This is a genomic window from Parafrankia sp. Ea1.12, assembly GCF_900465275.1.
GTDB lineage: Bacteria > Actinomycetota > Actinomycetes > Frankiales > Frankiaceae > Parafrankia > Parafrankia soli.
Genome location: NZ_UBIZ01000154.1, coordinates 1 through 11,249, shown reverse-complemented (window position 1 = coordinate 11,249; position 11,249 = coordinate 1). Strand labels below are relative to the sequence as shown.

General features: G+C 73.4%; 13 protein-coding genes. 5 read left to right on the top strand and 8 right to left on the bottom strand.

The genetic code is table 11. The features are described 5' to 3' along the window. A partial coding sequence (locus tag FMEAI12_RS37760) for a hypothetical protein (protein WP_235013685.1) occupies positions 1 to 266 on the top strand: 266 nt, incomplete at its 5' end. A 41-nt stretch (positions 267 to 307) separates the two neighbouring features. Here FMEAI12_RS37760 and FMEAI12_RS36495 read toward each other — a convergent pair. Then, on the bottom strand, positions 308 to 616 hold the full coding sequence (locus tag FMEAI12_RS36495; protein WP_131627213.1) for a hypothetical protein: 309 nt from the start codon (positions 614 to 616) through the stop codon (positions 308 to 310). Between the two features lie 95 nt (positions 617 to 711). Next, on the bottom strand, positions 712 to 1,554 hold the full coding sequence (locus tag FMEAI12_RS04320) for an SDR family oxidoreductase (protein WP_020461856.1): 843 nt from the start codon (positions 1,552 to 1,554) through the stop codon (positions 712 to 714). Positions 1,555 to 1,652: 98 nt separating this feature from the next. Here FMEAI12_RS04320 and FMEAI12_RS04315 point away from each other — a divergent pair, with 98 nt between their 5' ends. Next, the gene (locus FMEAI12_RS04315) at positions 1,653 to 2,228 is read left to right on the top strand and encodes a TetR/AcrR family transcriptional regulator (RefSeq protein WP_112105047.1); all 576 of its coding nucleotides are present in this window, start codon (positions 1,653 to 1,655) and stop codon (positions 2,226 to 2,228) included. A gap of 360 nt (positions 2,229 to 2,588) precedes the next feature. On the opposite strand, the gene FMEAI12_RS04310 is transcribed toward FMEAI12_RS04315, so the two are convergent. The 6 genes from FMEAI12_RS04310 to FMEAI12_RS36490 form a co-directional block, all read right to left on the bottom strand. After that, entirely contained in the window at positions 2,589 to 2,975 is a 387-nt protein-coding gene (locus FMEAI12_RS04310; protein ID WP_235013684.1) for a hypothetical protein, read from the bottom strand. A gap of 254 nt (positions 2,976 to 3,229) precedes the next feature. Continuing rightward, complete coding sequence (locus tag FMEAI12_RS04305) at positions 3,230 to 5,860, bottom strand: ABC transporter permease (protein WP_112105045.1); 2,631 nt, start codon at positions 5,858 to 5,860, stop codon at positions 3,230 to 3,232. A gap of 7 nt (positions 5,861 to 5,867) precedes the next feature. Beyond that, complete coding sequence (locus FMEAI12_RS04300; RefSeq protein ID WP_200835183.1) at positions 5,868 to 6,668, bottom strand: ABC transporter ATP-binding protein; 801 nt, start codon at positions 6,666 to 6,668, stop codon at positions 5,868 to 5,870. 81 nt (positions 6,669 to 6,749) lie between these two features. After that, complete coding sequence (locus tag FMEAI12_RS04295; RefSeq protein WP_112105049.1) at positions 6,750 to 7,505, bottom strand: phosphatase PAP2 family protein; 756 nt, start codon at positions 7,503 to 7,505, stop codon at positions 6,750 to 6,752. Positions 7,506 to 7,590: 85 nt separating this feature from the next. Beyond that, positions 7,591 to 8,982, bottom strand: a complete 1,392-nt coding sequence (locus tag FMEAI12_RS04290; protein ID WP_112105044.1) for an NAD(P)/FAD-dependent oxidoreductase — start codon at positions 8,980 to 8,982, stop codon at positions 7,591 to 7,593. A 42-nt stretch (positions 8,983 to 9,024) separates the two neighbouring features. After that, positions 9,025 to 9,168 carry a hypothetical protein gene (locus tag FMEAI12_RS36490; protein ID WP_160144233.1) on the bottom strand — a complete coding sequence of 48 codons (144 nt, stop codon included), beginning with the start codon at positions 9,166 to 9,168 and terminating at the stop codon, positions 9,025 to 9,027. Between FMEAI12_RS36490 and FMEAI12_RS04285 the strand changes: the two genes are divergently transcribed. The 3 genes from FMEAI12_RS04285 to FMEAI12_RS04275 form a co-directional block, all read left to right on the top strand. Further along, positions 9,167 to 10,198, top strand: coding sequence for a sensor histidine kinase (locus tag FMEAI12_RS04285; protein ID WP_112105043.1), 1,032 nt, complete (start codon positions 9,167 to 9,169; stop codon positions 10,196 to 10,198). The genes FMEAI12_RS36490 and FMEAI12_RS04285 overlap by 2 nt on opposite strands. A gap of 88 nt (positions 10,199 to 10,286) precedes the next feature. Further along, a complete protein-coding gene (locus FMEAI12_RS04280) occupies positions 10,287 to 10,931 on the top strand; it encodes a response regulator transcription factor (RefSeq protein ID WP_198145655.1) in 645 nt (214 codons plus the stop codon). Positions 10,932 to 11,141: 210 nt separating this feature from the next. Then, positions 11,142 to 11,249: lasso RiPP family leader peptide-containing protein (locus tag FMEAI12_RS04275; RefSeq protein WP_146776635.1), on the top strand; the 108-nt coding region annotated here is incomplete at its 3' end.

Below are 11,249 nucleotides of genomic sequence, written 5' to 3'. Positions count from 1 at the left end.
GGGTAGAGCTGGGGTGGCGGGTGGTGGGCGGTGGGGCGTCCGGTGCCGCTCGAGAAGTTTCATGTCGAGACCTCGATTCGGAGGCACACATGGTGATGTTCTGGTTGCTAGGGGTTCTGCCCACGGTGCCGGGCCGGTACCAGCACGCCCATGATGTGCTGGTGCTTGCGATCGAGCGGGAACAATGGGCGAAGTCCGGCGTACGGCTCGCCCGACGGCTGCGGCGTCACGGCGACGCGGCGGCAGTCCGGTCCGGCCGTCGCTGAGGGTGCGCCCGACGACGCCCCGGAGGACCGCCGGTTTGCCGTCAGGACGGCGAGAGCACCCGCAGACTCGCCGTCGCGCCGGGAGTCGACCGTCCGGCGGGGTTCCAGAGCACGAGAAGATCCTCGCCTGTCCCGGCCACGCCGGCCAGACCGGTACCCCAGGACGGCAGCGGGGTCCATGTGCCAGCGGTCTCGTCCAACACCTGTGTCGGTACGCCGGCGCAGGACGGGAGCGCCACCGCAACCGCGGCGGCCGGTTCGCGCAGGGCCACCACTGAGGTCGGGCAGAGGGCCGACCTCAGTACGGCGGGGCCGGGCAGGGGTACCCACTGCCCGGTCGTCACGTCCAAGGCGGGGGAACTCGTAAGTCGTCGCCCCCTTCGACAGGTCGACGACGATGCGCATGGCGTTCGGGTCGAGCGTGGTGACCGGGATGGGTGACCTCTCAGCTCCTCGCGGCGAACAGGTCGACCCGGCCCGTCGAGACGGCGGCGACCGCGCCTCCGTCGACGAGCAGGTCGATTCCGGTGATGAACGAAGCGTTGTCCGACAGGAGGAAGTCAACGGCGGCGGCGATGTCGTCCGCCGAGCCGAGCCGGCCGGTGCCGGACGCCGCCACCATGGCGCGCATACCAGCGCCGGACTCGCTCGCGAGCTCCTGCTGTCCCATCTTCGTCGAGATGACGCCAGGACTGATCGAGTTGACCCGGGCGCCTCGTGCGCCCCACGCGTTGCTGGCCGAACGCACCCGCAGCTGGTTGGCCCGCTTGGCGAAGGAGTAGGCGTAACCCGCGCTCGGGAACGCGTCTACCGCCGTGAACGGCAGGTTCAGCAGCTCCTCGGTGGCGGTGTTGGCCAGCTGAGCCTCGATCTCGCGGGCTGGCGGGGGAGCGAGGTAGCCGGACATGCTCGAGATGACCACGCCGGCGCCGCCCACGGTGACGACCTCGGCGAACGCGTCGAGCACCAGCGCGGTACCGAGCAGGTCGACCTTCAGGATCGCGTCGACCGGCGCCTGCGTGGGGGACAGCCCCGCGGTGTGGACCACGTGCCGCACCGGGCCGAGGGCCGCGGCGGCCCGCGCGAGCGCGTACACGGACTCCCGGGACGACACGTCCACGACCTGGGCCGTCACCTGCTGGCCCTCGTCGCGGAGGTTCTCGGTGACGGCGTTCAGCGCCGTCTCGTTGTAGTCGGCCAGCAGTACCGTCTTGCCCGTACCGACCCGGCGGGTTACGGCGACACCCATGCCGCCCGTGCCGATGACCACCAGTACCTCGTTCGGCATGCCTCAAGCTCCCAACGTCTAATTCCGAGACGATCGGTCTCGGATCAGGGACTATACGCTCGCAGTCCCGACCGGGTCGCGCTCCTAGACTCACGTGGATGACGGGCGGGCGCCGGCGCAGTGAGAGCTCGCGGCGGGCGATCCTCGACGCGGCCCGCGGCCTGCTGCTCGAACGCGGTTACGAACGGTTGACGATCGACGCCGTCGCCGCCCAGGCCGGCGTCGGAAAGCAGACGATCTATCGCTGGTGGGGGTCGAAGGGCGCCGTCGTCGCCGATGCGGTGCTCGAGGGCGGGCTGGCGCCACCGTTCGTCCCCCTGCCCGACACGGGAGACATCGAGACCGATCTGCGCGCCTGGCTGCGGGCCTGGACCACGCATCTGGCCTCCGGTGTGGGCACGAGCCTCATCCTCGCCCTCACGGCGGCCACGGCCGAGGACCGCGCCGTCGCCGATGTCCTCTACGAGCGCTTCACCGGACCCCACGAGCAGCTCCTGCGCGACCGCCTGGAGAGTGCCCGCGCGGCGGGTCAGCTCGGGTCGCAGGTGCCGGTCCCGACGATCGCCGGCGTGCTGATCGGCTCCCTGCTTTATCGCGTCCTCAGCAGGCAGGCACCGCCGACGGCGGACGACGCCGACATGGTCGTGCGCCTGGTGCTCGCCGGGGTTGCCTGATCTGAACCCATCATCCCATGAGCAGCAGAACGGTGCCGTAGTCCGCCGTTTTGGCCTTCGGAAGTTAGCGCGTGAACTTCTTCGCCGGTGGCCCCGTCATCAGCTGACATATCTTCAAGCGGGCGTCATCGACTCCTGCAAGGAATCACCGAGCTGTTCCCGGTCTCCGGTCTGGGGCACTGAGGTGCCCGGATAGCCGGCCACCCGATCACCGCGACCCAGCGCCTGAAACTGGACTCGGACGGTCTCATCTGCGAGATCACACTGCCAGGCGGCGCACCTCCCGACTGAACCGTTTTTGGTCTTCTCTGGAATCGAACGCTTCCCGCCTGATCGGGTTCGAGGACGCGGGCCGGCGCTTCAGGGGGCGCGGCGCCCGGCCCCGGCGTGCAGCGCCCATTCCCGGGCCGCCGCGAGCACCAGCAGCACGACCACCAGAGGCACGCCGAAGAAGACGACGAGTCCGAACCCGATGTTGGCGCCGATCACTCCGGCGGTCGCGACATGGTACCCGAAGCCGAGGATCACGCCGACTCCGACGAGCGGACACACCACCTGCCACCGGCGCCGGTCGGTGGCGCCGCGGCGGCCCCCGTGCAGCAGGAGCGCCGCGGCGGCTGCCGCCAGGAGCAGAGCGATAACGCCGATGGTCGTCATCCACCCGGCCGGGATGTCCAGCGGCCGGACGGCGCAGTCGAGTTCCGACCGCGGGACGCCCCGGTAGTCGTCCTGTCCCAGCAGTCCCACGACCGCGACCGGCACGGCCGCGATCAGAAGGATGGCGGCCCCACCGTGGAGGGCTCGCGTGAGAGTGGAGGTCGGCGTCCGCGGCGGCGGCGAGGTAGGCATGAGAGCCAGTCTTCCCATCAGCCCCCGGGACGGCCTGAGCGCGAATACTCAAACTCACCGGGCGGTTCCGACGGCCGGGAGCCGGTGATCATTCCGCTCATTCCGCGGCGGGCCGCGGGGCGCTGTCCGGGGAGTGGGGGCCGAGTGGCGTCCTACTCGATCACTCGCAGGGTGGACGGGACGTCCATCCGGCGTACCCGCCGGGCGGACAGCAGCGGGGCGACGGCGACCGCGAAGACTCCCAGCAGCAGTGTGGTCAGCAGGGTGGGAACCGACAGCACGGCCCGGATGCCCAGGTCGGGCAGGGTGTCGGCGAGCAGGACCTCGACGGTCCAGCGCAGCGTCCAGTAGCCGGCTACCAGGCCGATCACCGTGCCGAGCAGGCCGATCAGCGCGCTCTCGGCGACGGCGAGCGCCAGCACCCGGCGCGGGGCCAGCCCGAAGGCGAGCATCGTCGCCTGCTCCCGGCGACGCTCGTCCATCGCGATGCTCATCGCGTTGTAGGCGATCAGCAGGGCGAGCAGGAGCACCGCGATCTCGGCAATCCGCAGGATGCCGACGAACGTGCGTAGCAGCGCACGGATCTCCTCGATGCTCCCCGTCGCCGGGACGACGGAGCCGACCCCGGGGACGGCCGCGAGCGTGCGCATCGCGTCGAGCTGGTCGTAGCCGGGCGCGGGCAGGACGGTCAGCACGTTCGTCAGGCCGGCGAGGCCGAACGAGCCGGCGTCGGCGGCGTCGAGGAAGGCCACCGAGCGGACCGGGAAGCTGTGGATGCCGGCGACGCGCAGCGGGGTGTCGACCGTCTGGTAGCCGTCGCCGGCCCGGCGCGGATGGCGTAGCAGGACCGTCCCGCCGACGCCCACGCCCAGGTCGTGGGCGGCCTTGGCGGCGAGCAGCAGGCCGCCCGTCGCACTGCCCTCGGTGATCGAGGGTGACCAGATGCGGTTGTCGACGTCCAGGATGTAGGTCAGGGTGTCGATCGGTTCGTGCGGTGCCGAACCGGGCGGGCCCAGCAGCCTGGTGGGCAGGGCGAGCGTGGCGTCGGAGCCGCGGACCGCCGGTGAGTCGGTGACCGCGGTGACGGTGGGCGAGGTGACGGGCTGCACCGACGGCAGCGTCACCCGCAGCCGGTCGGGGCTGGTGGACGTCAGCTCGGTCTCGGCGGCGTCGGTCGTCCGGGTGAAGGTGTCGAGCTGGCCGGTGAACACGACCTGTGCCGTGATCGCCGCGGCGATTCCCAGGGCGGTGAGCAGCATCCGCCGCGGGGCGCGTGCCAGGTTGCGCGCCGGCATCCGGGCCAGGCTCCCCCCGGGCAGCGGGAACCCGCGCCGCCGCCGCCGCGGGCGGCCGCGGGCGCGGGCGCGGGTGGAGCCGGAGATGGCCGACGCGTGGATCGCCCGCACCGGCTCGACCCGCACCGCCCGCCACACCGGGTGGACCGCCGCGACCAGCGGCAGCAGCAGGCCGACCGCCGCGGCGCGGGCGAACACCCCGACCTGGAAGCCGGTGCGCCAGTCCGGCAGCGGCCACACGTCGCGCAGCATCGCGCCCATCGCGGCAGTGATGATCATCCCCGTGGCCAGCCCCGCGAGGACCCCGAGGATCCCGATCTGCAGCCCCAGCAGCAACGGGCGCAACGCCAGCATCCGGGACGGCACCCCGAGCGCCATGCCGATGCCGATCTCCCGGCGCTGCGCGTCCACCACCCGTCCCACCAGGTTGAACGCAGCGAACATGGCACCGACCAGGACGAGCAGCGCGAGCGCGTTCCACAGCGCCTGGTTGCTCTCGATCGAGTCGTACATGATCTGCCGGGACGCGATGTCGTCACGGTTGGTGATCGTGGTGCTCACCCCGGGGAGCCGCTCGGCGACGGCCGCGGTGAGCTGCCGCTGGAGGGCCGCGACGTCGGTCCCGGGCCGCGCGGTGAGGACCAGGTCGTTGACCGCTCCCGGTTCGCCGGCGAGGTTCTGCGCGGTCTCCAGCGAGGTGTAGAGCACGCCGAAGCCGGCCTGGGTGATCAGTCCGGGCTGCTCGCCGGGCAGCACGAAGTACTCCGGGGACTGCCCCTCGCCGACGTATCCGATCTCGCGGTCCCCGCTGATCCGTACCGTGCCCGTCGCCGGCAGGTCGTTGGCCTGGGCGAACCCGTGGTCCAGGACGCCGACGGGCCGTCCCCGGTCGGCCGTGGTGAGCGCGCGGCCGGCGGCGACCGAGATCCCGTCCACGAGCGGGCGCGCGGTCAGGTCGACGCCGACGACCTCGCCGCGGACGAGCACCTCCTTGTGCCCTGGTCGGCTCGCCTCGATCTCGGTGGGGAACATCAGGCGCTCGGCGCTCGCATCCACGGCGGCCGGGTCGGGCAGGGCCGCGACGACGTCGCGCAGCCGCCCCCGCGGCACCGTGGCGCCCGCGTCCACGCTGATCCGCAGGTCGTGCACGTTCAGCCCGGCGAAGCTGGCGTCGTAGGACTCGTAGCGCCACCGCGACGTGCTGGTCAGGCCGGCGTACAGGCCGGTTCCCTCGCCGATGACGGCGGCGAGCGCCACCACCAGCAGCAGCCGCGCCCGCAGGTCGCGCCACGACCACCGCAGCCACAGCCCCGCCGACCCCGCGCCGCCCCGGACCGGCCCGCCGTCGTCCCCGGATGCCGCGCCGCGCCGGCCGCTGCCGGGCGCCGCGCCACGGCCGCTGTTCCCGTTGCCGGGTGTCGCGGCGTGGCCGTCACCGCCGGGTGTCTCCCCGAGCACCGCGCCGCGCCGTCCGCCGCCGTTCACCATCGGCCGCTCACCATCGCAGGTCGCCGACGGGCACGCGGCCGCCGGGCGGCGGGCCGTCGGTGACGATCCGTCCGCTGGACAGCTCGACCACGCGGTCCGCGATGCGGGCGATCTCCCGGTTGTGGGTGACGACCACGACGGTGCGGCCGGCGGCCGTCTGCGCCTCCAGCAGGACGAGGATCTGGACCCCGGTGTGGAAGTCGAGCTCGCCGGTCGGCTCGTCCGCGAGCAGGATCGGGTTGCCGGTGGCGAGCGCGCGGGCGATCGCCACCCGCTGCTGCTCCCCGCCGGAGAGCTGGTGGGGGAAGTGGTCGCCGCGGGGCGCCAGCCCGACGCCGTCGAGGACCTCCTCGGTGACCTCCCGGGCCCGCGGCCGGCCCGCGACGTCGGCCCCGAACCGCACGTTCTCCCGGGCGGTGAGCGCCGGGAACAGGTTGAACGACTGGAACACGAAACTGACCGTGTGCCGCCGGATCTCCCGCCGCTCCCGCTGCGAGGACCGGGTGAGATCGGCCCCGCCGAGTCGGACGGTCCCAGCGGTCGGGATGTCCAGCGCCCCCACCAGGTTCAGCAGGGTCGTCTTGCCGCACCCGGACGGCCCGAGGACGACCACGAACGCGCTGCCCTCGACCCGCAGGTCGACGTCCTCGAGTGCGGTCACCCCGGCCTCGCCGCCGCCGTAGTGCTTGCCGACGCCACACAGGTCGATGCGGGGCACCACCGGCACGACCGTTCCGTGGGCGTCGCGCCGCGCGGAATCGGCCCGGCCGGGGCCGGTTCCGTGGGTGTCGGCGTCGGCGTCCCTCACCCGTCCCCCTCCATCCGTGGCCCGGCGGGGCCCGGATCAGTGTGGGCCCGGCCCGCCGACCCGGCCGGCATCCCGGCGCGGTCACATTGGGTGTGCCGGACGCGGTTCGGCGCCGACCGGGCGCAGGCCGGCGGACCGCCGTTCCCGGTCATCCACGGCGAACCCCCGGGCCAGGACGGTGCGGTTCACGGCCGCCAGCCAGCAGGCGCCGAGAAACGCGCCAGCCAGGACGTCGCTGGGATGGTGCATGCCCCGGTACGTGCGGCAGAAGGCCACGATCAGCGGCACCGCGACCGCGGCGGCGACCGCCACCGCCGCCCCGGCTCGTGCCACGCCGTGGCCCCGGCCGTGGCTGTGACGGGGGTGACGGCGGGCGACGTGGAGCAGAAGGAGGGCGAGGCCGCCGTAGAGGCAGACCGAGGCGGCGACGTGGCCGGAGGGGTAGCTGGCCATCGGGTCACCGGGGTCCAGCCGTGCCACCGCGGGCCGCGGGCGCGCCACCAGGGTGTTGGAGATCTCGTAGATGGCGGTCTCGCCGGCGGTCAGCAGGATGATCCCACCGGGCAGCCACCAGGCCCTGGTCCGCCAGGCGGCGACGGCGGCCAGCACCGCGGTCGCCGCGATCACGGTCCAGGTGTCGGCGAGCCAGGTGGCGGCTTCGGTCGCGCGCACCAGCCAGGATGTGCGGTGGCCCGCCAGCCACCCCACCGCGGAGGTGTCCTCGTCGCGGATCCCCGCCGGGCCCCCGTCTATCAGGAAGCCACTACCAACCAGGATCAGCACCAGGATCGCGGCGGCCAACGGGAGCCGGGCCGCCTGCGCGCGGATGATGTTCACAGCGGCGATGTTCCCCGCGAAGCGGGGAGTACCCACAAATGCGGGGATAACCGACAGCCCTGAGCCCACGGCGCGCGCCCTGAGCTCAGGGCGCGCCGTAGAGCTCCGTCTGCTCGACCTGCGCGATCGTGGCGTTCGGCGGGGGGAGGAACCCGAGCTGCACGACCCGCGGCCGGGCCACGGCGCCGAGCAGCCAGTCCGCGCCCACATAGGCGCGGTTGGCCGCGGCGCTGAGCGCCAGCAGGTGGTACCCGCGGGTCACCGCCGCCGCCAGCGGCCCGGACAGCGGCAGGCCCAGCGGGTTCGCGACCGCGTCCGCCCCGCCCAGGTCGACGACGAAGCCCAGGTCGCGGTGGCGGTACGGGCGCATCCGGCCGTAGCCGAGGGACGCCGCGACATTCCGCCCCGCCGCCCCGCCCTGCCGTACCGCGTGCTGCGCGGTCTGCCCGGCGGGAGCGCCGCCCTTCGTCACGTCCGGGACGGCCGCCGCGTCACCGAGCGCGAACACGCCGTCCAGACCGGGGACCTGGAAGTTCTCGTCGACGACCAGCCGCCCCTTGACCGTCTCCGTCCCGAGCCGGCTCATCAGCGGATTCGGCGTCACACCCGCGCACCAGACCAGCGTGTGGGACGGGATCACGGCGCCGTCGGTGAGCGTGACCGCGTCCGCGCGCACCTCGGTCACGGACGTCTCCAGCCGCACCTCCACACCGCGCTCGCGCAGGACCTTCGCCGCGCCGGCGCCGAGCCGCTCGTCGAGCTCGGGCAGCACCCTGGGCGCGAGGTCGAGCAGCAGCCACCGGATCTGCGCGGCGTCGAGCCGCGGGAACTGCCCCAGCGCCTCGACGGTGAACCGCCGCATCTGCGCGGCGAGCTCGGTTCCGGTGTATCCGGCGCCGACCACGACGAACGTGCACCGCGCCCGCCGCTCGGCGTCCGAGTCGCTGGCGTCGGCGTACTCGAGCTGGCGCAGGACGTGGTCGCGCAGGTAGACCGCCTCGGCCAGGTTCTTCATTCCGAGCCCGTGCTCGGCCAGTCCTGGGATGTCGAATGTCCGGGTGAGTGCGCCGGGCGCGAGCACCAGCCTGTCCCAGGCGAGCGTGGACGGCTCGCCGGTCATGCCGACGACCGTGATCTCACGGCGCGTGGCGTCGACCGCGGTGGCATGGCCCAGATGCGGCACCGTCCGCCGCAGCGCACCGCGGACGGACACCGCCAGGTGCCGCGGCTCGATGTCGCCGGCGGCGACCTGGGGCAGCAGCGAGGTGTACAGCAGATGGTCCGTGGGGGAGACGAGCACGAGCTCGGCGGCGCCGGCCGGCAGCCGGGCCTCCAGATGGCGCAGTACCCCGAGCCCGGCGTACCCGCTGCCCACGACCACCACCCGCGGCCGCCGCCGCCCCGCGTCGTCCTGCCCGCGCAGCCGACGTGCCTCGACATGACGGACCATCCGGGCGACGGTGATGGAGTTCCTCATGATGTGCTCCTCACGGTGTGCTCCTCACGACGAGCGGTCCGATCACGATGAGCGGTCCGAGGCGATCGGCGCGTTCCTTCCGATGGCATCGGTTCGATAATCCGGCCTGCCGCCGCCCCACCGGCCCGGTTCGCCGTCCGGTTCGGCGAGGCTGGAGCACATGAGTTCCGGGAAGGTCTCGACCATGGCCTCGGCCAGGGTGCCGGGACCGGTGGCGCCACCGGTCGTGATCGGGCTGGCGGCCGGGGCCGTCGTGCTGCTGATCTGGGCGGCCGTCGGCGGTGGTTACTTCTGGCCGCGCTGGGTGTGGTTCGGCATCGGCACCGTGTTCTGGGCCGCGATCCTCGTCGGGTGGGTCCGGCGGATACCGCCGGGGCGGCGCCGGTGGCTCGCCGCCACCCGGGCGGTGGCTGCCCTGGCCATCCCGGTCGACGTGGTGGTGTGGGCGCTGTCCGGCGGCGGCTACTTCTGGCCGGTATGGACGATTCTCGCGCTCACGATCGGGCTCGCCATCCACACCTGGATCGTCGCGCTGATGCCCGCCGAGCGGGAGCGTGAGCTCACCGAGCGTGTCGACGCGCTCACCCGCACCCGCCGCGGCGCGCTCGACGGGCAGGCCGCCGAGCTCAAGCGGATCGAGCGGGACCTGCACGACGGCGCCCAGGCGCGGATCGTCTCGCTGGCGATGAACCTCGGCATGGCCGAGGCCCTGCTGCACAGCGACCCGGCGGCGGCGGCGAAGCTGCTCAGCGACGCCCGGCTGTCCGCGGTCGGCGCGCTCGACGACCTGCGGGCCGTCATGCACAGCATCCACCCCTCGGTGCTCGCCGACCGGGGGCTCGCCGGGGGCATCCGCGCGCTCGCGCTCGACCTGTCCCTGCCGGTCCGCGTCGACGGCGACGTCCCGTCCGGGCTGCCGGCGGCGGTCGAGTCGGCCGTCTACTTCGCGACCGCGGAATGCCTGGCCAACGTCGTCAAGCACAGCCGGGCCGCGCACGGCGCGGTGCGGTTCGCGCACGACGGCAGGATGCTGAGCGTGGTCGTCACGGACGACGGGCTCGGCGGGGCGGATCCCGCGCTCGGCCAGGGCCTGCGCGGGGTGGTGCGCCGGCTCGAGGCGTTCGACGGCCGGATGTCGGTGCACAGCCCGTCCGGGGGACCGACGAGGATCACGATCACCCTGCCGTGCCCGGTCCTGCCGGGCGCGGAGACCTGAGGACCCAGAGGACCTGAGGACCTGAGGACCGAGCGAAACTGAGGAGGTGCCGTCCGTGCCGGAGGAACCCGCCGACCCCGCGCGGCCGCTGCGGGTCGTGCTCGCCGAGGATCTCGCCCTGCTGCGGGACGGGCTCATCCGGCTGCTCGAGGCGCACGGCTTCGAGATCGTCGCCGCGGTCGACAACGCCCCGCAGCTGGTGCGCGAGCTCGTCACGCTGCGCCCGGACGTCGCCGTCGTCGACGTCCGGCTGCCGCCGAGCCACACCGACGAGGGCCTGCGCGCCGCGCTCGAGGCGCGGGAGCGCATCCCCGGGCTGCCGGTGCTCGTGCTCTCGCAGTACGTCGAGCAGCTCTACGCCCGTGAGCTGCTCGCCGACGGCCGGGGCGGCATCGGCTACCTCCTGAAGGACCGGGTCTCCGACGTGGGCCAGTTCGTCGACGCCGTCCGGCGGGTCGCCGCCGGCGGGACGGCCCTCGACCCCACGGTGGTCGCCCGCCTGCTCGACAGCCGCCGCCGTCGCCTGCCGCTGGACCGCCTCAGCCCGCGCGAGCGCGAGGTGCTCTCGCACATGGCGCAGGGCCGGTCCAACGCGGCGATCGGTGCCGCGATGGTGATCACCGAGAAGGCCGTCGGCAAGCACACCAACAGCATCTTCACCAAGCTGGGGCTGATGCCGTCCGAAGACGACAACCGGCGGGTGCTCGCCGTCCTCGCCTACCTCGAGGGCTGACCCGCCGCCGGTGCCCGGGCGACCCGGCCGGGCGCCGACCGTGGCGACGGTGACGAACCGAGAGTGAACCGTCGCTGAACCCGTCCCGTGCACGATGGAATTCGGACGGGCGCGCCCGTCGTCCCGCTGGGTCGGCCGGCCCGTCTTCGTCACGAGCCGCGGAGGTGCGCTCGGACTGTCCAAACGTGAACTCGGACGGAGGAACAGGTCATGAAGGCTACCTACGAGGCGCCTGCCATCCAGGCTCGAGGCTCGTTCCGGGACGTCACCCGTCACGGCTTCATCATCATCGGCCGCGGAGGCGGCTGGGGCTGGGGC

Coding starts and splice junctions, on each gene's coding strand:
- FMEAI12_RS04320 (WP_020461856.1), bottom strand. CDS start 1,554: ATGCCGAACGAGGTACTGGTGGTCATCGGCACGGGCGGCATGGGTGTC.
- FMEAI12_RS04315 (WP_112105047.1), top strand. CDS start 1,653: ATGACGGGCGGGCGCCGGCGCAGTGAGAGCTCGCGGCGGGCGATCCTC.
- FMEAI12_RS04305 (WP_112105045.1), bottom strand. CDS start 5,860: ATGGTGAACGGCGGCGGACGGCGCGGCGCGGTGCTCGGGGAGACACCC.
- FMEAI12_RS04290 (WP_112105044.1), bottom strand. CDS start 8,982: ATGAGGAACTCCATCACCGTCGCCCGGATGGTCCGTCATGTCGAGGCA.
- FMEAI12_RS04285 (WP_112105043.1), top strand. CDS start 9,167: ATGGCCTCGGCCAGGGTGCCGGGACCGGTGGCGCCACCGGTCGTGATC.
- FMEAI12_RS36490 (WP_160144233.1), bottom strand. CDS start 9,168: ATGGTCGAGACCTTCCCGGAACTCATGTGCTCCAGCCTCGCCGAACCG.